The 17,304-nt window shown below is 62.3% G+C and carries 19 protein-coding genes; 12 read left to right on the top strand and 7 right to left on the bottom strand.

The genetic code is table 11. The features are described from left to right. Positions 1–99 precede the first annotated feature (99 nt). Together N8H74_RS01930 and N8H74_RS01925 are read right to left on the bottom strand one after the other, a co-directional pair. On the bottom strand, positions 100–345 hold the full coding sequence (locus N8H74_RS01930) for a TIGR02647 family protein (protein ID WP_217829276.1): 246 nt from the start codon (positions 343–345) through the stop codon (positions 100–102). Positions 346–540: 195 nt separating this feature from the next. Further along, entirely contained in the window at positions 541–825 is a 285-nt protein-coding gene (locus tag N8H74_RS01925) for a hypothetical protein (protein ID WP_217829277.1), read from the bottom strand. 122 nt (positions 826–947) lie between these two features. Between N8H74_RS01925 and N8H74_RS01920 the strand changes: the two genes are divergently transcribed. Then, positions 948–1,607: a glutathione S-transferase gene (locus N8H74_RS01920; RefSeq protein ID WP_262146002.1), complete on the top strand. Its 660-nt coding sequence runs from the start codon at positions 948–950 to the stop codon at positions 1,605–1,607. A 99-nt stretch (positions 1,608–1,706) separates the two neighbouring features. Here N8H74_RS01920 and argH read toward each other — a convergent pair whose 3' ends face one another. Continuing rightward, positions 1,707–3,101 (bottom strand): argininosuccinate lyase, encoded by a 1,395-nt coding sequence (gene argH, locus N8H74_RS01915; protein ID WP_262146001.1) that lies wholly within the window; start codon positions 3,099–3,101, stop codon positions 1,707–1,709. 472 nt (positions 3,102–3,573) lie between these two features. Between argH and N8H74_RS01905 the strand changes: the two genes are divergently transcribed. From N8H74_RS01905 to rsd, 7 genes are all read left to right on the top strand, one after another. Further along, a complete protein-coding gene (locus tag N8H74_RS01905; RefSeq protein WP_217829280.1) occupies positions 3,574–4,320 on the top strand; it encodes a LytTR family DNA-binding domain-containing protein in 747 nt (248 codons plus the stop codon). A gap of 137 nt (positions 4,321–4,457) precedes the next feature. Further along, a complete protein-coding gene (gene hemC / locus N8H74_RS01900) occupies positions 4,458–5,399 on the top strand; it encodes a hydroxymethylbilane synthase (protein WP_262146000.1) in 942 nt (313 codons plus the stop codon). Next, on the top strand, positions 5,396–6,160 hold the full coding sequence (locus N8H74_RS01895; protein ID WP_262145999.1) for a uroporphyrinogen-III synthase: 765 nt from the start codon (positions 5,396–5,398) through the stop codon (positions 6,158–6,160). Before hemC ends, N8H74_RS01895 begins: the two co-directional genes overlap by 4 nt. A 16-nt stretch (positions 6,161–6,176) precedes the next feature. Then, positions 6,177–7,331: a uroporphyrinogen-III C-methyltransferase gene (locus N8H74_RS01890; protein ID WP_262145997.1), complete on the top strand. Its 1,155-nt coding sequence runs from the start codon at positions 6,177–6,179 to the stop codon at positions 7,329–7,331. Beyond that, entirely contained in the window at positions 7,328–8,566 is a 1,239-nt protein-coding gene (locus N8H74_RS01885) for a heme biosynthesis protein HemY (RefSeq protein ID WP_217829284.1), read from the top strand. Before N8H74_RS01890 ends, N8H74_RS01885 begins: the two co-directional genes overlap by 4 nt. Before the next feature lie 219 nt (positions 8,567–8,785). Then, positions 8,786–9,337 (top strand): disulfide bond formation protein B, encoded by a 552-nt coding sequence (locus tag N8H74_RS01880; protein ID WP_262145996.1) that lies wholly within the window; start codon positions 8,786–8,788, stop codon positions 9,335–9,337. A gap of 185 nt (positions 9,338–9,522) precedes the next feature. Beyond that, a complete protein-coding gene (gene rsd / locus N8H74_RS01875; RefSeq protein ID WP_217829633.1) occupies positions 9,523–9,981 on the top strand; it encodes a sigma D regulator in 459 nt (152 codons plus the stop codon). 61 nt (positions 9,982–10,042) lie between these two features. On the opposite strand, the gene N8H74_RS01870 is transcribed toward rsd, so the two are convergent. Then, on the bottom strand, positions 10,043–10,708 hold the full coding sequence (locus tag N8H74_RS01870; protein ID WP_262145995.1) for an FKBP-type peptidyl-prolyl cis-trans isomerase: 666 nt from the start codon (positions 10,706–10,708) through the stop codon (positions 10,043–10,045). A gap of 192 nt (positions 10,709–10,900) precedes the next feature. Between N8H74_RS01870 and N8H74_RS01865 the strand changes: the two genes are divergently transcribed. Beyond that, entirely contained in the window at positions 10,901–12,085 is a 1,185-nt protein-coding gene (locus N8H74_RS01865) for an AlgP family protein (protein ID WP_262145994.1), read from the top strand. Here the strand turns inward: N8H74_RS01865 and N8H74_RS01860 are convergent. Further along, entirely contained in the window at positions 12,082–12,543 is a 462-nt protein-coding gene (locus N8H74_RS01860) for a TIGR02444 family protein (RefSeq protein WP_262145993.1), read from the bottom strand. The genes N8H74_RS01865 and N8H74_RS01860 overlap by 4 nt on opposite strands. A gap of 50 nt (positions 12,544–12,593) precedes the next feature. Here N8H74_RS01860 and N8H74_RS01855 point away from each other — a divergent pair, with 50 nt between their 5' ends. The 3 genes from N8H74_RS01855 (at position 12,594) to N8H74_RS01845 (ending at position 15,859) form a co-directional block, all read left to right on the top strand. After that, complete coding sequence (locus tag N8H74_RS01855; RefSeq protein ID WP_262145992.1) at positions 12,594–14,504, top strand: ATP-binding cassette domain-containing protein; 1,911 nt, start codon at positions 12,594–12,596, stop codon at positions 14,502–14,504. After that, positions 14,504–15,085 (top strand): mechanosensitive ion channel family protein, encoded by a 582-nt coding sequence (locus N8H74_RS01850; protein WP_217829290.1) that lies wholly within the window; start codon positions 14,504–14,506, stop codon positions 15,083–15,085. Before N8H74_RS01855 ends, N8H74_RS01850 begins: the two co-directional genes overlap by 1 nt. A gap of 141 nt (positions 15,086–15,226) precedes the next feature. Further along, positions 15,227–15,859 carry a LysE family transporter gene (locus N8H74_RS01845; RefSeq protein WP_217829291.1) on the top strand — a complete coding sequence of 211 codons (633 nt, stop codon included), beginning with the start codon at positions 15,227–15,229 and terminating at the stop codon, positions 15,857–15,859. 91 nt (positions 15,860–15,950) lie between these two features. On the opposite strand, the gene N8H74_RS01840 is transcribed toward N8H74_RS01845, so the two are convergent. After that, positions 15,951–16,694, bottom strand: coding sequence for a penicillin-binding protein activator LpoB (locus N8H74_RS01840; protein ID WP_262145991.1), 744 nt, complete (start codon positions 16,692–16,694; stop codon positions 15,951–15,953). Positions 16,695–16,697: 3 nt separating this feature from the next. Next, positions 16,698–17,285 (bottom strand): penicillin-binding protein activator LpoB, encoded by a 588-nt coding sequence (lpoB, locus tag N8H74_RS01835; RefSeq protein WP_217829293.1) that lies wholly within the window; start codon positions 17,283–17,285, stop codon positions 16,698–16,700. Between the last annotated feature and the right edge of the window lie 19 nt (positions 17,286–17,304).

Below are 17,304 nucleotides of genomic sequence, written 5' to 3'. Positions count from 1 at the left end.
TTTTGACGTCAGATTTTTAGCGCGCGGCGACGGCAGGCAGCCGAAGCAGGCCCGCGGAAATCCCGTGGCGAGGAGTTCCCGTGGGCAGAGAGATGAGAATCAGGCGGTTTCTTTGGCGTTGAGAATGGTCAGCGCGGTCTGGATATTTTGTGCGGCGTCACGACCCAGGCTGGTCAGATAACCACCGTCGTCCTGGTCGGTGAGGTTTTTTTCGAAGAGGCGCCTGGCGGCGGCGATATGTTTCGGGGCGGCGGTCTGATGAATTTTCAAACCTTCCTGGGAACTGTCCAGGTTGAAGAGGGAAAGGACTTCCAGTTCGGCAACCAGCTCAGGGCTAAACGACATAAGGACTCCAGACTTTCTAGGAATTGGGTGATAGCGCCCCTAAGGTGAACCTGCTGTTGCGGCCTGTCCAGTGCCGTCGACCGGGTTTTTCTCCCTGGGGCGCAATCCAGTGTAGTCAGGCGTCGGCACACGGCCGTAAAGATGGGTGACAAATTGTGTGGGAGCGAACCTGTCTGCTCCCACGGAATCTCGGGCTTACTGCTTTTCCGGCGGCAGTTCAGGCAGCGCGCGCAGTGCTGTTTCGTACCACTCGGTATCGAATCCGCGATCTTCGTCCAGCATGGCGTCGATCTCGTAGGCCAGCACATGGGCCATCAGGTTGAGAATGTCTTCACGCTCATAACCGACCAGGGTCAGCTTGTTGAATGTCGCCTTGGCCGCTGGCGGATTTTCGCTTTCGATCTGGTTTTCGATGGCTTCGATCAGGGTCGACTCGGCGAACTCTTCTTCGTCGTTGTCGATGTCGGTTGGCTCGCTCATGGCAGGCTCCTGTGGAAAAGGCGCCAGTTTACCCGCATTCAGCGAGGTGATGCTGCTGGCAGGATTGCCCCGTGCAATCTATAAACAGGCACTGCCCACCCCATACGGCCTGGAGGCTAATGATGCTCAAGCTCTACGGATTCGCTGTCAGCAACTACTACAACATGGTCAAACTGGCGCTGCTGGAAAAGGGCCTGCCGTTCGAAGAGGTCACGTTCTACCCGACGCCAACCCCTGAGTCCCAGGCCATCAGCCCACGGGGCAAGGTCCCGGTGCTGGGTACGGATCAGGGCTATATCAACGAAACGATGGTCATCCTCGAATACATCGAGAGCAGCCAGACCGGCAAACCGCTGCTGCCGATCGATCCGTTCGAGCGGGCCCAGGTGCTGGCACTGGCCAAGGAAATCGAGTTGTACATCGAACTGCCGGCACGAGCCTGCTACGGCGAGGCGTTTTTCGGTACGACGGTTCCGGAAGCGATCAAGGAGAAAACCAGGGCCGAGTTGCTGCTGGGATTCGCCGCGTTGGGGCGGCACGGCAAATTCGCCCCGTACGTGGCAGGTGACAGCCTGAGCGTGGCGGACGCGTACTTTCTCTACAGCGTACCGCTGGCCTGCGCGGTCGGGCACAAGTTGTTCGGGGTGGATTTTCTGGCCGGGATGCCGGCGGCGAAGGCGTTGTTGCAGCGTCTGGAAGAAAATCCGAATGTGCAGAAGATTGCAGCGGACAAAGAAGCAGCGATGCCAGCGTTTTCGGCGATGATCGCGGCTAAGAGGTAGGTTTTACAGTATCTTTTGATCAGTATCGCGGGCAATCCCGCTCCCACAAAGCAAATACATCTAGTGTGGGAGCGGGCTTGCTCGCGAAGCTTTTAGCCTTTAGCGACTCGCCAGCAGCGCCTGACCCCGCACCACGGCTGCCTTGACCTGCGCCGGCGCAGTGCCGCCGATATGGTCACGGGCATTGACGGAGCCTTCCAGGGTCAGCACGGCGAACACGTCCTGTTCGATCTGGTCGCTGAACTGGCGCAGTTCGTCCAGGCTCATTTCCGCCAGGTCCTTGCCAGTGTCGACGCCGTATTTCACCGCATGACCGACGATTTCGTGGCAGTCACGGAACGGCAGGCCACGGCGCACCAGGTAGTCCGCCAGGTCGGTGGCGGTGGAGAAACCGCGCAGCGCTGCTTCGCGCATGATCGCGTGCTTGGGTTTGATCGCCGGGATCATGTCGGCAAAGGCCCGCAGCGAGTCGCGCAGGGTGTCGGCGGCGTCGAACAGCGGTTCCTTGTCTTCCTGGTTGTCCTTGTTGTACGCCAGCGGCTGGCCTTTCATCAGGGTCAGCAGGCCCATGAGCGCGCCGAACACGCGACCGGTCTTGCCACGCACCAGCTCCGGCACGTCGGGGTTTTTCTTTTGCGGCATGATCGAGCTGCCGGTGCAGAAACGATCCGGCAGATCGATGAACTGGAATTGCGCGCTGGTCCACAGCACCAGCTCTTCGGAGAAGCGCGACAGGTGCATCATCGCGATGGCGGCGGCCGAGCAGAATTCGATGGCGAAGTCGCGATCCGACACGTTGTCCAGCGAGTTGCCGCCCACGGCCTCGAAGCCGAGCAGCTGCGCGGTGTACTCGCGGTCGATCGGGTAGGTGGTGCCGGCCAGCGCGGCGCTGCCCAGCGGCATGCGGTTGGCGCGCTTGCGGCAGTCGACCAGACGCTCGTAGTCGCGGCTGAGCATTTCGAACCAGGCCAGCATGTGGTGACCGAAGGTCACGGGCTGGGCGGTCTGCAAGTGGGTGAAGCCCGGCATGATGCTGCCCGATTCGCGCTCGGCCTGCTCCAGCAGGCCTTTTTGCAGGCGGGTGATCTCGACCAGGATCAGGTCGATTTCGTCACGCAGCCACAGGCGGATGTCGGTGGCGACCTGGTCGTTGCGGCTGCGCCCGGTGTGCAGTTTCTTGCCGGTGACGCCGATGCGGTCGGTCAGGCGCGCTTCGATGTTCATGTGTACGTCTTCGAGGTCGACACGCCAGTCGAACTGACCGGCCTCGATTTCACCCTGAATGGTCTTCAGGCCATCGATGATGCTGTCGCGCTCGGCATCCGTCAGCACGCCGACCTTGGCCAGCATGGTGGCGTGGGCGATCGAGCCCATGATGTCGTGGCGATACAGGCGCTGGTCGAAAGTGACGGAGGCGGTGAAGCGGGCGACGAAGGCGTCGACGGGTTCACTGAAGCGGCCGCCCCAGGACTGATTGGTCTTGTCAGTGCTCATGAATTCGCTCGTATCGGCTTGAAAAAGGAAGGCGTGAAACGCTGGCGCGGATGATAACAGGGTTGCCAATCCTGTCGCTGACACTGGTCGATACGATTTTTTCTCATGCCCTGCTGCATAGTCGCTGCAGTCTGGCGGGGATTTGCACAAGGATATTTTCCGATTGAGCAATATCGGCCCGACGAACGTCTACAGTTGGACAGAAGGGTCGGCGCGAATGCGCATCAGGCAAAGCGCCGGGCACCGACTATCAGAAGAGAGGAGTGTGCGTATTGTCCATCGGCAGATCCGGTGAAAAACGCGGGCAACGGCGGGCCTTGAGCCGTGCGTACCGGATATCGGCAAATATTGCCGGCCGACGTACGGCACTTTTTGGTGCTCGGACTAGTCTTAGCGTGGATCGCGGTGACGGACGTCACTCCACCTGTCTACGCTATCCTTGTGCGAGACTCACGCAGGAATCCAGCGCAATATGAATGTCCTGATCGTTGATGACGAACCACTGGCCCGCGAGCGCCTCAGCCGAATGGTGAGCGATCTCGAGGGCTACACAGTCCTGGAGCCCAGCGCCACGAATGGCGAAGAGGCGTTGGCACTGATTGACAGCCTCAAGCCGGAAATCGTGCTGCTCGATATCCGCATGCCAGGCCTCGATGGCCTGCAGGTCGCTGCCCGTTTGTGCGAACGAGAAACGCCGCCCGCCGTGGTGTTTTGCGCCAGCCCCGAAGACTATGACGTGGAAGCCCTGAAGGCCGGTGCCGTGGGCTATGTGGTGAAACCCGTGCGAACCGAACATCTGCATGACGCCCTGAAAAAGGCTGAGCGGCCGAACCGGGCGCAACTCTCGGCCCTGACCCGTCCCGCCGCCGAAAGCGGCAATGGCCCGCGCAGTCATATCAGCGCCCGAACCCGAAAAGGCATCGAACTGATCCCGCTGGACCAGGTGGTGTACTTCATTGCCGACCACAAATACGTGACCTTGCGCCACGAGAGTGGCGAAGTGCTGCTCGACGAGCCGCTCAAGGCGCTGGAAGACGAGTTCGGTGAACGCTTCGTGCGTATCCACCGCAACGCCCTGGTCGCCCGCGACCGCATCGAGCGTCTGCAACGCACGCCGCTGGGGCATTTCCAGCTCTTTCTCAAAGGCCTGAACGGTGACGCGCTGATTGTCAGTCGCCGGCATGTGGCGGGCGTGCGCAAGATGATGCAAGGGCTCTGATCCGCAGGCGTCGGGTGGATCACCCTCCTTTTTACCGGGCATGCAGGCCAGGGAGGCCGTGCCGTCTCTGATTCAGATCAAAGTGGATTTGGCTGAGCTGTTATCATCCGCCGTATCTATTCAGTACGGATTGATCCATGTCCTCTCGCGAAATCCGCATCGCCACCCGCAAAAGTGCATTGGCCCTCTGGCAGGCCGAATACGTCAAGGCGCGTCTGGAAGCAGCCCACCCGGGTCTGCTGGTGACGCTGGTGCCCATGGTCAGTCGCGGCGACAAACTGCTCGATTCGCCCCTGTCGAAAATCGGCGGCAAGGGCCTGTTCGTCAAGGAGCTGGAAACCGCGCTCCTGGAGAACGAAGCCGACATCGCCGTTCACTCGATGAAAGACGTGCCGATGGACTTTCCCCAGGGCCTGGGCCTGTTCTGCATCTGCGAGCGCGAAGACCCGCGCGATGCCTTCGTTTCCAATACCTTTTCCAGTCTGGATGCGTTGCCTGCCGGCAGCATCGTCGGCACCTCCAGCCTGCGCCGCCAGGCCCAGTTGCTGACGCGCCGTCCCGATCTGGAAATCCGTTTCCTGCGCGGCAACGTCAACACTCGCCTGGCCAAGCTCGATGCCGGCGAGTACGACGCGATCATCCTCGCGGCGGCCGGGTTGATCCGTCTCGGTTTCGAAGATCGCATCACCTCGGCAATCAGCGTCGACGACAGCCTGCCGGCCGGTGGCCAGGGTGCAGTCGGCATCGAATGCCGCAGCGCCGATGCTGAAATTCACGCCTTGCTGGCGCCGCTGCATCACGCCGATACCGCCTCCCGCGTCACCGCCGAACGCGCGCTGAACAAACACCTGAATGGCGGTTGCCAGGTGCCGATCGCCTGCTACGCCGTGCTCGAAGGCGAGCAACTGTGGCTGCGTGGCCTGGTCGGTGAGCCCAGTGGTGGCCGGCTGCTCAGTGCCGAAGCCCGGGCGCCGCGCGGCGATGCCGAGGCCTTGGGCGTGAAAGTCGCCGAAGACCTGCTCGGCCAGGGCGCCGACGACATCCTCAAAGCGGTCTACGGCGAGGCAGGTCACGAGTGACCACCTGGCGCCTGCTGCTGACGCGCCCCGCAGATGACTGCGCGGCGCTCGCCGAGGTGCTGGCCGGGCAGGGGATTTTCGGCAGCTGTCTGCCGCTTCTGGAAATTTCCCCGCTGCCGGCCTCTGCCACAATGCGTCGGGTGGTCACCGGGCTGGCGCGTTACAGCGCGGTCATCGTGGTCAGCAAACCGGCCGCGCGCATTGCGCTTGAGCTGCTCGACGCCCATGGGATGCCCTTGCCCGCGATGCCGTGGTTCAGCGTTGGCGCGGCGACCGCGCAGATCCTTGAGGCGCGAGGGTTGGAGGCGAATTTCCCGGTGGACGGCGATGACAGCGAAGCCTTGCTGCAATTGCCGCGTCTGCGTGAAGTGGTCACGCCTGGATCGCAGGTATTGATCCTGCGCGGCGAAGGCGGACGCGAGTTGCTGGCCGAGCGCCTGCGCGAGCTTGGTGCTAGTGTCGAATATCTGGAATTGTATCGCCGTGAACTGCCGGCCTACCCGCCCCAGGAACTGTTGCGGCGGATCGCAGCGGAACGCCTGAACGGGCTGGTGGTCAGCAGTGGACAGGGTTTTGAGCACTTGCGCCAGTTGGCCGGCGACGCCTGGCCGACACTTGCGCAGTTGCCGTTGTTTGTTCCAAGCCCAAGGGTCGCCGAGCAGGCCAGCGCCGCCGGGGCCGGAACAGTTGTGGATTGCCGCGGCGCCAGTGCCGCGGCTTTGCTGACGGCGTTACGGGAGCATCCCGTGCCCGTTCTCTAATGCAAAGGATGGATACGTGAGCGAAACAGCCTTGCCTAAAGATGATGTTCAATCCGTGATCGATGCTCCGGTTGAGCCATCGGTAGAAAATCGGCCGCCGGTCGATCAACCACGCCGGGGCAATGGATTGGCCATCGTCGCGCTGCTGCTCGGCGCCGCTGGTGTCGCCGTGGGCGGCTGGGGTGTCTGGCAGGTACGCCACCTGCAGGCCAATACTCAGGAGCAGTTGAGCCAGGTGCAGGCGCTGAACGATCAGGCGCAGACCCTCAAGCTCAACGAGCAACGCCTGACCGAGCGTCTCGGGCAATTGCCCGGTGCCGACGAACTCGCCGATCGCCAGCGTCTGGTCACCCAGCTTCAGGGCGATCAGCAACGCCTCAATCAACGTCTGGAAACCGTACTGGGCGCGAGCCGCAAGGACTGGCGCCTGGCCGAGGCCGAGCATCTGTTGCGTCTGGCCAGTCTGCGTCTGTCGGCCTTGCAGGACGTCAGCAGTGCCCAGGCGCTGGTGCAGGGCGCCGACGAAATCCTCCGCGAACAGAATGATCCCGGCTCCTTCGCCGCCCGCGAGCAGGTGGCGAAAACCCTGGTGGCCCTGCGCAGCACCGAGCAGCCGGATCGCACCGGACTGTTCCTGCGCCTGGGCGCGTTGCGCGACCAGGTCATCGAACTCACCGAGCTGGCGCCGGAGTACAAGGATCGCGGCGAATCGTTGCTGGGCCTGACGGCTGATGGCGACGGCGCCAGTCGCTGGTCGCAGTGGTGGGATCAGATCTCGCGCTACATCCGCATCGACTTCAACGCCGACAAGAATGTGCGCCCGTTGCTGGCCGGGCAGAGCCTGAGCCAGGTGCGGCTGGCCCTGAGCCTGTCGCTCGAGCAGGCGCAATGGGCCGCCCTCAACGGCCAGGCGCCGGTCTACACCCAGGCCTTGGCCGAGGCGCGGGATGTGCTCAAGGGCAATTTCAATCCGGACAACCCGCAGAGCAAGATCATGCTTGAGCAGGTGGCCGAACTGAGCAAGCAACCGGTGACGGTCAACACGCCGGATCTGGCCGGAACCCTGAGCGCCGTGCAGGCGTATCTGGAGCGCCGCAACCTCAACGCTGAAGACTCGGCGAAACCGTTCGCCAAACCTGCCGCCAGCACCGCGCAGGAGGCCACGCCATGAAACGCCTGTATGTGATCGTGTTTCTGGTGATCGCCGCGACCGCGGCGCTGGGCCTGGCGATTGCCGAGCATTCCGGTTACGTGCTGATCGCCTATCGGAGCTTTCGCTACGAATCGAGCCTGTGGGCCACCCTGGCGGCGGTCGCGGTGTTGTGGCTGCTGATCTGGGGCATCAAGGCTCTGGTCGAGCTGGTGATGACCTCCAGCGGCGTGGTCAATCCGTGGTCGCGGCGCAACCGCAGTCGCCGCGTGCAGGTGGCGATTGAGCACGGCCAGCTGGATCTGGCCGAAGGTCGCTGGGCCAGTGCCCAGCGTCACCTCTATCGCGCCGCCGAAGCTGAACGCCAGCCGCTGTTGTATTACCTCGGCGCCGCCCGCGCGGCGAACGAGCAGGGCAATTACGAGGAATGCGATCACCTGCTGGAGCGCGCCCTCGAGCGTCAGCCGCAAGCGGAACTGGCGATTGCCTTGAACCATGCCCAGTTGCAGACCGATCGTGGCGACACCGACGGTGCGCTGGTGACGTTGCAGGCGATGCACGAGCGCCATCCGCACAACGCTCAGACCCTGCGTCAGTTGCAACGTTTGCATCAGCAGCGCGGCGACTGGTCGGCGGTGATCCGTCTGTTGCCGGAGCTGCGCAAGGACAAAGTCTTGCCACCTGCCGAATTGGCAGAGCTGGAGCGGCGTGCCTGGGGTGAGAACCTGTCGCTGGCGGCCCATCGCGAAGACGACGGCACTGTTGGGTTGCAGTCGCTGGAACGTGCCTGGCAGCAGCTCACTTCCGCCCAGCGTCAGGAAGCGCCGCTGGTGCTGGCCTACGCCGAGCAACTGCGTCAGTTGGGCGCTCAGGTACAGGCCGAGGAGGTGTTGCGTGGCGCTCTCAAACGCAAATACGACAGCCACCTGGCGCGCTTGTACGGCCTGGTGCGGGGCAGCGATCCGACGCGTCAGTTGCAAACCGCTGAGGGCTGGCTCAAGGAGCATCCAGCCGATCCCAGCCTGCTGCTGACCCTGGGTCGCCTGTGCCTGCAAGCCAGTTTGTGGGGCAAGGCGCGGGACTATCTGGAAAGCAGCCTGCGCGTGCAGCGCAATCCGGAAGCCTGTGCGGAACTGGCGCGATTGCTCGCCCGACTCGGTGATACCGAACGCAGCAACCAGTTGTTCCAGGAAGGCCTTGGCCTGCTCGACGAGCGTCTGCTGGCGGCGCCGTTGCCGGCCGTTGCACAGGCCTGAAAAACAGGGGAGGCTGCTCCCCTTTTTCGTCATTCGATGCCTGAATAGTTACCGCCGGGTTGAGTCCCAGGCAAAGTCCTACAGCGGACTACACGTATTCCTCTCGATGCTGTCGGGATTTCCCTACACCTCTGGTGAAGTGTCGGCAGTGGCCCGCCTTGAAAGGCTTACGCGCTTTCCTCTACCGTAACTGCCTGTCTTTACTGTTACGGATAAGCCATGTCGTTGGCCTGCTCACGCTCCTTGTTTTTCATGGCTTTCACTGCGGGAGCCCTGGCTCTGGGAGCTTCCTATTACTTCGAATATGCGGTCGGTCTGACGCCGTGCACGCTCTGTCTGGTGCAACGGCTGTTCCTGGCCTTGCTCACGTTCGGCTGCGCGGTGGCGGCCGTGCACGGGCCGCGTCGTGTGGGCATGGCGCTTTACTGGGTGTGGGCGTTGTTAGCCGGCCTTGGCGGCATGACCGCCGCCTGGCGGCAGGTGCTGTTGCAGAGCGACTCGCTGCGGCAATGGGTGAATTGCGTGCCGCACACTGAAGAGCTGTTCAGCAGCCTGCCGTGGATTTGTGCGCTGATGCGGATGCTCGACAACCGCATCGACTGCACGGAGCTGTCGTGGACGCTGTTCGACCTGAGCATTCCGGAGTGGAGCCTGCTGTTCTTCGTCGCCATGTCGATTCTTGCCGTTTACCAATTGCTGCGCGTTATCTGGAGTGCATTGCAGCGACCGCTCAGCGGCGAACCGTCGCACCGGCTGCTGATCGGGGATTAAACACTTGTATGAACTTTCTCTCCTGCGTACCTTGAAGCGACAGGCGTGCGGGCATAATCTGGCCCGCACATGTCGCTGGATTTATGTTGCTCGATGACGTTCTGCTCGACAGCCCCAAGCCATAAAAAGCCAAAAAGGGGGCGCGGGGACGGAGCAGCATGACCCACAAGGGAAGAGAGATCGCCATGCTCGAAAGTTGTCAGAATGCTCAGGAACGCTGGGGTGGAGTTCATCTGCTGATCGACCGCTGGTTGCAGGAGCGCAAGGAGTTGATCGACGCCTATGACAATCTGGGTGAAGAGCCCGCCGCCCTGGCCACCAACCGCAAACCATTGCAGGAATTCTGCGGCACCCTGGTCGACTATGTGTCCGCCGGCCATTTCGAGATCTACGAACAGCTGACCGGCGAAGCCAAGGCGTTCAACGACAAGCGTGGTCTGGAACTCGCCGAGACGATCTATCCGCGCATCGATGTCATCACCGAAAAACTGCTCGCCTTCAACGATCTTTGCGATGAAGGCAAATGCGTCGCGGAGAAGTTCAAGGAGCTCGGTGGCCTGCTTCATGAACGCTTCGAACTGGAAGATTGCCTGATCGAAGTGCTGCACACCGCACACAAGGAAGCGGCTCCGGCTCAGGCCTGAAACCCACTCCCGCAATACCTGAAAACGGTGCGCCATGGCGCACCGTTTTTCGTTTGGGCGATCAGCTGGTGGCGCCCTTGAGTTCCACTTCAAACACCAGTGGCGTGAACGGCGCGATCAGGTCACCGGCACCATCGGCGCCATAGGCTTGATCCGATGGAATGACCAGACGCCACTTCGCGCCCACCGGCATGTTCTGCAACGCGGTGCGCCATCCGGCGATCACGCTGTCGAGGTTGAACCATTGTGGCTGAGTGTTCTGATCGAACACCGTGCCATCCGGCAGTCGACCGATGTACAGCACCTGCACTTTTCCGTCCGGCCCGGCCTTGGCGCCATTGCCCGGTGTCAGCTCGGTCAGCAGGATGCCGTCGGCGAGTTCCTTGACCCCCGGCCTGGCTTTTTCAGCCGTCAGAAAACGTCGCTCGTTTTCCATCGCCGCATCACTCGACGGCATCGCGGCCTGCTCGGCGGTCTGCGATTCATGGTCGGCCAGGATCTGTTCGATCCGCGCCTCGCTCAGTGCCAGCGGCTTGCCTTGATAAGCCTGCTGCAAGCCTTCGATCAGCGCCTGGATCTGCAACTGCGGGACCTCCTGGCGCAGCCGTTCGCCGAGGCTCGCGCCTAGGCTGTAGGCCAGATCATGAGCCTCGTTCGGCGGGTTTTTTTCGTCAGCCTGGGCGGCGCAAAAAACCATGCAGAGGGATAAAAAAAGGTAGCGCGACATGGGCACTCTCCGTCCTGAGATGGGCGAGATTATGCCAGCGCAAACGTCTGCAACGGTGAACTGCTTTTGCCAATGTGAAGAAGATTTTCGCAACGTTGCAACGCGGGGCTTTCGATACTGTCAAGATGCCCTAGCGGCGGCTACGGCAGAGGTCTAGTATGAGCCGCACTCACGTCAGCCAGGAGGTAAACCATGTCGGCCACCAAGAAGCCTGTAAATACTCCGTTGCACTTACTCCAACAGCTCTCGGGCAGCTTGCTCGAACATTTGGAAAACGCTTGCTCCCAAGCCTTGGCTGATGCTGAAAAACTGCTCGCCAAACTGGAAAAGCAACGCGGCAAGGCGCAAGAAAAACTGCACAAATCCCGTACCAAATTGCAAGACGCAGCAGCGGCCGGCAAAGCCAAGGCGCAGACCAAGGCCAAGGGTGCCGTGAAGGAACTCGAAGACTTGCTGGACGCGTTGAAGGATCGTCAGTCCGATACCCGCAGCTACATTCTGCAACTCAAGCGCGATGCCCAGGAAAGCCTGAAACTGGCCCAGGGTGTCGGTCGCGTTCAAGAGGCCGTGGGCAAGGCGTTGTCCGCCCGCGCCGCCAAACCGGCAGCGGCTCCTGCGAAGAAAGCGGCTGCTAAACCTGCCGCCAAACCGGCTGCAAAAGCAGCGGCCAAACCGGCTGCCAAGCCTGCTGCGGCCAAGGCTCCTGTGAAAGCTGCTGCAAAACCTGCGGCGAAACCGGCTGCTGCGAGCGCTGCAAAACCAGCTGCTAAAACCCCTGCGGCCAAACCTGCCGCCGCCAAACCGGCTGCTGCAAAACCAGCGGCAAAACCCGTAGCGAAAACCGCCGCTGCAAAAGCCGCTCCGGCGAAAACCGCTGCCGCGAAGCCTGCCGCAAAACCGGCAGCCAAGCCCGCCGCAAAACCAGCCGCTAGAACGGCTGCTGCCAAACCTGCAGCCAAGGCAGCCGCCAAACCGGTGGCAGCCAAACCCGCTGCGAAACCAGCGGCAAAACCTGCGGCCAAGCCTGCTGTAAAAGCGGTCGCAAAACCTGCAGCCAAGCCGGCTGCGAAACCGGCTGCCGCTGCGAAACCTGCAACCACCGCCGCCAAGCCCGCTGTAAAACCGGCAGCCAAACCTGCCGCGAAAAAACCAGCCACCGCAAGACCTGCTGCCAAGCCAGCCGCCGCGAAACCGGCTACCGCTCCTGCTGCCAAGCCAGCCGCCGCGAAACCGGCTACCGCTCCTGCTGCCAAACCCGCCGCGCCGGCAACCCCGGCTTCGAGCGCAGCATCCGCACCAGCCGCCTCTACCTCGACCACCGCGCCATCCGCTGCGCCTGCGTCGAGCGTCGCCAGCAACCCGACCAGCGCTTCCTAAGCGCCGGTCGCCGCGACGCGCAGCACCCGCAGCGCGTCGCGGTTCAGGTTGGCCGCAGTGCCCGCCAAGGCTTCCAGCCAGTCACTTGACTCCTTAGAGTTGCGCGGCCAGCCCTGCGCCGTGCCTTCCAGTCGCGACAGCAAAGCGCGCTCCGCCTCCAGTTCCAGGCCCTTGATCTGATCGCGCATGCCCTTGAGCACCGGGTCAGCCTCGGCTGTCGTTTTCCACTGCATGCGCAACGTACGCAGCGGTTGCACCACCTCCCTGTCCCAGGGAGCGGTCAGTTCCTGAAGCTGTTGCACACGCGCCTCATCGCGGGTCACGTCACGCTGCTCCAGCCATAAACCACAGAGCATCAGGCACACGCTGGCCCCGGCCGATTGCAGGTGCAGACAAGCATCCTCCACGCCCGGACGGGCGTAGACGGCAAGGGCAAAGCTCCACAGGTCAGAGGACATCGTGCTACTCGCGCCAGTTGTGAGCGAAGCTGGTAGACTCCGCCGCCATTATGATCCGACTTCAGAACCTGACTTTACAGCGTGGCCCGCAACGTCTGCTAGAAGACGCCGAGCTGACCCTGCACGCCGGCCACAAAGCCGGCCTCATCGGTGCCAACGGCGCCGGCAAATCCAGCCTGTTCGCCTTGCTGCGCGGTGAGTTGCACCCGGACTCGGGCGACTGCCTGTTGCCGGCCGACTGGCGGATCGCCCACATGCGTCAGGAGGTCGATACCCTCGAGCGCCTGGCGGTCGACTATGTGCTCGACGGCGATCTGCGCCTGCGTGAAGTGCAGCGCGATCTTGCTGCCGCCGAAGAAGCCCACGACGGCACCGCACTGGCGCGTCTGCACGCCGAACTCGACAGCGCCGACGGCTACACCGCCGACGCGCGTGCGCGGAAGTTGCTCGCCGGCCTCGGTTTCACCAATGAACAGATGGATCGTCAGGTAGGAGATTTCTCCGGTGGCTGGCGGATGCGTCTGAACCTTGCGCAGGCTTTGATGTGTCCGTCAGACCTGCTGCTGCTCGACGAACCGACCAACCACCTGGACCTTGACGCCATCATCTGGCTCGAAGAGTGGCTGAAAAGTTACCCCGGCACCTTGCTGCTGATTTCCCACGACCGGGACTTCCTCGATGAAGTCGTCGATCACGTGGCCCACGTCGACCAGCGCAAACTGACCCTGTACCGGGGCGGCTACACCGCGTTCGAACGTGCCCGTGCCGAGCGTCTGGCCCAGCAGCAACAGGCCTACGAGAAGCAGCAGGCGCAACGTGCGCACATGGAAAGCTACATCGCCCGGTTCAAGGCCCAGGCCACCAAGGCCCGCCAGGCCCAGAGCCGGATCAAGGCCCTGGAGCGCATGGAAGAGCTGTCGGCGGCCCACGTCGATTCGCCATTCGATTTCGTGTTCCGCGAGTCGACCAAGATTTCCAGCCCGCTGATCGACCTGTCCGACGCGCGTCTGGGCTATGGCGAGAAAACCATCCTGGAGAAGGTCAAGCTGCAACTGACCCCGGGTGCGCGGATCGGCCTGCTCGGCCCCAACGGCGCGGGCAAGTCGACCCTGATCAAGAACCTTGCCGGCGAGCTTTCACCGCTGGCCGGGCGCATGACCCGTGGCGAGAACACCGTGGTCGGTTACTTCGCCCAGCATCAACTCGACTCGCTGGACTCCAAGGCCAGCCCGTTGCTGCACTTGCAGCGTCTGGCGCCGACCGAGCGTGAGCAGACCCTGCGCGACTTCCTCGGCGGTTTCGACTTCCGGGGCGCGCGGATCGACGAGCCGGTGCTGAATTTCTCCGGTGGTGAAAAGGCCCGCCTGGCCCTGGCGCTGATCGCCTGGGAACGCCCGAACCTGTTGTTGCTCGACGAACCGACCAACCACCTGGACCTGGAAATGCGCCTGGCGCTGACCATGGCGTTGCAGGAATTCAGTGGCGCGGTACTGGTGGTTTCCCACGACCGGCACCTGCTCAAGAGCACCACCGACAACTTCTATCTGGTCGCGGACGGCAAGGTCGAAGAGTTCGACGGCGATCTGGAAGACTACGCCCGCTGGCTGGTCGAATATCGCCAGCGCAACGCGCCGGTCAGCAGCACCCCGGTGAATCCGGACAAAACCGACAAGAAGGCCCAGCGCCAGGCCGCCGCCGCGCTGCGTCAGCAGTTGGCGCCGCACAAACGCGAAGCCGACAAGCTGGAAGCCGAGTTGGGCAAGCTGCACGAGAAACTGGCCAAGGTCGATGCCAGCCTCGGCGATAGCGACATCTACGAGCCGGCGCGCAAGAACGAACTGCGTGACCTGCTGGCCGAGCAGGCCAAATTGAAAGTCCGCGAAGCCGAGCTTGAAGAGGCGTGGATGGAAGCTCTGGAAACCCTGGAAAGCATGCAGGCGGAGCTGGAGGCGATGTCGTGATGGAAGCGTTCAAGCTTCCGTTGCCGGCGGTGTGGGTCGAGCCGATCTGGTTCGGCGTGCAGATTCTGCTGATTCTGCTGGCCGGTTACTTCGCCCAGCGCTTCGTTGCGCGGTTCCTGACCCGCCTGGGCGAACGCTATCCGTTTCCGCCGCAACTGCTGATGCCGCTGCGCGGAATCCTGCGCTGGCTGATCATGGGCAGCGCGCTGATCTTCGTGCTCGAACGTCTCGGGGTGTCGGCCACGGTGCTGTGGACCGCGCTGTCGGGGTTCGTCGCGGTGGCGGCGGTGGCGTTTTTCGCCATGTGGAGCGTACTGTCGAACCTGCTCTGCGCGATTCTGATCTTCACCGTCGGGCCGTTTCGCCTGGGCGATGTGGTGGAGCTGGTGGATACCACCGACAAGCCTGGCGTCAAAGGCCGGGTGGTGGCGATCAATCTGCTCTACACCACGCTGATCGAGGCTGAAGAGCTGGGCACCGGCAGCGCCATGGTGCAAGTGCCGAACAGCCTGTTCTTCCAGCGTTCGGTTCGACGCTGGCGCGGGAGCGATGTGCTGCCGTCGAGTGGTTTCGAGAAGTAGGCTCCTGCGGTGTCCGGGCGTAGGCCTTTGCGGGCACGTCCGCTCCCACGGGTCCCTGCAACATCCTGCAAAAATCGGTAGTCATCCAGCCAAAACCGCATTAGCTTTGAGGATTGTCACGAGTCCGAGTCGAGGTGTGCGATGGAGCTTCAAACATGGCTGGCGTTTTTTGCCGCCTGCTGGGTGATCAGTCTTTCTCCGGGCGCCGGCGCCATTGCGTCGATGTCCAGCGGCCTGCAATACGGTTTCTGGCGCGGCTACTGGAACGCCCTGGGCCTGCAGATCGGTCTGGCTGTGCAGATCGCTATCGTGGGCGCCGGTGTCGGCGCGATCCTCACGGCCTCGGCCACCGCCTTCCACGCGATCAAATGGTTCGGTGTCGCCTACCTGGTTTACCTCGCGATCAAGCAATGGCGCGCACTGCCCATGGACATGAGTGACGATGCGGCGGTCAGGCCGATCGGCAAGCCGCTGGCCCTGGTGTTCCGTGGCTTTCTGGTGAACATCAGCAACCCCAAGGCTCTGGTGTTCATGCTGGCGGTGCTGCCACAGTTCATCAATCCCCATGCGCCGCTGTTGATCCAGTACGTGGTGATCGGCGTGACCATGATTGCGGTCGACCTGATTGTCATGGCCGGCTACACCGGCCTGGCTTCGAAAGTCTTGCGTCTGTTGCGTACGCCGACTCAGCAGAAGCGCATGAACCGCACGTTTGCCGGGCTGTTCATTGGTGCGGCGGCGTTCATGGCGACCTTGCGCAAAGCGGCCGTTTAAACCCCGCCGCCACAAAAAAGGCGACCTGTTCAGGTCGCCTTTTTTGTTTCTGGCCGGGACGCAGAGCGCCCCGCACGGCATTACCGAGCAATCATTTAAGAATCACTGGCGCCGTGTCACGCGGCAGATTGTTGCGCTGCTGCGGTTCGCGCGGCTGCTCGTAACCAGCGCCACCGAGCTGCATGCTCAGTTGTCCGGCCACGTCCTCGCCCAGCGCCTTCGACACGTCACGCACCACCCGCGGGCGGTTCAGCGAGATCTTGATGTCGCGACCATTCACCAGTTTGGTGTCCTGCGCTTCGCCCATCGCCGTGAAGGCCGAGGTGATTTCGTAGGTCTTGGTGTTGATCAGGCTGAAGTCCGCCACCAACGTCAGGCCCAGCACCGCCGAATAGCTGTCGGTATTGGCCAGCTCGTTCATGTCCTGGGTGAAGTCGATGTCCGACACGGTGCCGAACAGCACGTAGTCGGCGCCCTTGAAGTTACCGGCCTTGATCCGCTTGATCACGTCGTAGACGTCACCCTTGGACGAGGCGGTGTACGGCGTGCCCTGCACCAGCTGGAACATGCCGGTACGGAGGATTTCACCCTTGATGTCGCCGGTGAATTTGCGCAGTTCGGTCTGCTCGATGTAACTGGTGCGCGCTTCCAGCTCGTTGTAGCTCGAAGAGCCGCTGGCGCTGTAGTAACCCTCGCGGTAATTGCTCTGCGCCGAAACGATGTGGATGTATTGCTCCACGCGTTCCTGGTACGCCAGATCCGTCACCGCGACTTTCGGGGCCGCCTGCGCGCCGAACGCGCAGGCCAGGGCCATCATGCCAATCCATGCACGCATCGATTAACGCTCCGTGGTTTTGCGGATCTCTTTTTCGTCCATCCACTCGGCCAGACCGCTTTCGACGTCGATCAATTGCAGGCTGAATTTGTAGAAGACGTCCTTGTAGTCGCTGCTGCGCTTGACGATCGAGCTGATCGAACCTTCGATGCGGTACTTGGCAGCCACCATGTTGCCGGTCTTGGCCACGGTGCTCTTCTTGTACAGGCCGCTCTGGTTCTGCAGCTTGAGCTGGTCAACCTGGCTCTGCATTGCGTTGTTGTCGCTGGCGAAGCGGGCGGTGCCGGACTTCATCAGCTGAGTCTTGATGCTGGTGGTGATTTCGCGGGTGTCGATGTATTCGCTGGTCTTGTTCTTCACGTCGTAGACCTGAACCACCGGACGGCCTTGCAGGATGCCGGACTGCGCCAGGGAACGGGTCATCGACTCGGCGATCATTTGCAGGTCGGTGGAACCGAATTCGTTGGTGACGGTTTCAACGGCCTTGGTGTCGCCGTAGCTGATGTTCTTGCTGCCCAGGGTCGGCGAAGTGTTGGCGCAACCGGAGGCCAGCAGGGCGATGACAGCGATGCAGGAAAAGCGTGCAAACATGGGAATGCTCTCTAAAACA

Source organism: Pseudomonas sp. B2M1-30 (genome assembly GCF_025447575.1).
GTDB classification, from domain to species: domain Bacteria; phylum Pseudomonadota; class Gammaproteobacteria; order Pseudomonadales; family Pseudomonadaceae; genus Aquipseudomonas; species Aquipseudomonas botevensis.
This window is presented reverse-complemented; position numbering and strand designations above follow the sequence as displayed.

What these genes read in the sequence shown, in the direction of transcription:
- N8H74_RS01930 (WP_217829276.1), bottom strand. Translation starts at nt 345, where the DNA reads ATGTCGTTTAGCCCTGAGCTGGTTGCCGAACTGGAAGTCCTTTCCCTC.
- N8H74_RS01925 (WP_217829277.1), bottom strand. Translation starts at nt 825, where the DNA reads ATGAGCGAGCCAACCGACATCGACAACGACGAAGAAGAGTTCGCCGAG.
- N8H74_RS01920 (WP_262146002.1), top strand. Translation starts at nt 948, where the DNA reads ATGCTCAAGCTCTACGGATTCGCTGTCAGCAACTACTACAACATGGTC.
- argH (WP_262146001.1), bottom strand. Translation starts at nt 3,101, where the DNA reads ATGAGCACTGACAAGACCAATCAGTCCTGGGGCGGCCGCTTCAGTGAA.
- N8H74_RS01905 (WP_217829280.1), top strand. Translation starts at nt 3,574, where the DNA reads ATGAATGTCCTGATCGTTGATGACGAACCACTGGCCCGCGAGCGCCTC.
- hemC (WP_262146000.1), top strand. Translation starts at nt 4,458, where the DNA reads ATGTCCTCTCGCGAAATCCGCATCGCCACCCGCAAAAGTGCATTGGCC.
- N8H74_RS01885 (WP_217829284.1), top strand. Translation starts at nt 7,328, where the DNA reads ATGAAACGCCTGTATGTGATCGTGTTTCTGGTGATCGCCGCGACCGCG.
- N8H74_RS01880 (WP_262145996.1), top strand. Translation starts at nt 8,786, where the DNA reads ATGTCGTTGGCCTGCTCACGCTCCTTGTTTTTCATGGCTTTCACTGCG.
- rsd (WP_217829633.1), top strand. Translation starts at nt 9,523, where the DNA reads ATGCTCGAAAGTTGTCAGAATGCTCAGGAACGCTGGGGTGGAGTTCAT.
- N8H74_RS01870 (WP_262145995.1), bottom strand. Translation starts at nt 10,708, where the DNA reads ATGTCGCGCTACCTTTTTTTATCCCTCTGCATGGTTTTTTGCGCCGCC.
- N8H74_RS01865 (WP_262145994.1), top strand. Translation starts at nt 10,901, where the DNA reads ATGTCGGCCACCAAGAAGCCTGTAAATACTCCGTTGCACTTACTCCAA.
- N8H74_RS01860 (WP_262145993.1), bottom strand. Translation starts at nt 12,543, where the DNA reads ATGTCCTCTGACCTGTGGAGCTTTGCCCTTGCCGTCTACGCCCGTCCG.
- N8H74_RS01855 (WP_262145992.1), top strand. Translation starts at nt 12,594, where the DNA reads ATGATCCGACTTCAGAACCTGACTTTACAGCGTGGCCCGCAACGTCTG.
- N8H74_RS01850 (WP_217829290.1), top strand. Translation starts at nt 14,504, where the DNA reads ATGGAAGCGTTCAAGCTTCCGTTGCCGGCGGTGTGGGTCGAGCCGATC.
- N8H74_RS01845 (WP_217829291.1), top strand. Translation starts at nt 15,227, where the DNA reads ATGGAGCTTCAAACATGGCTGGCGTTTTTTGCCGCCTGCTGGGTGATC.
- N8H74_RS01840 (WP_262145991.1), bottom strand. Translation starts at nt 16,694, where the DNA reads ATGCGTGCATGGATTGGCATGATGGCCCTGGCCTGCGCGTTCGGCGCG.
- lpoB (WP_217829293.1), bottom strand. Translation starts at nt 17,285, where the DNA reads ATGTTTGCACGCTTTTCCTGCATCGCTGTCATCGCCCTGCTGGCCTCC.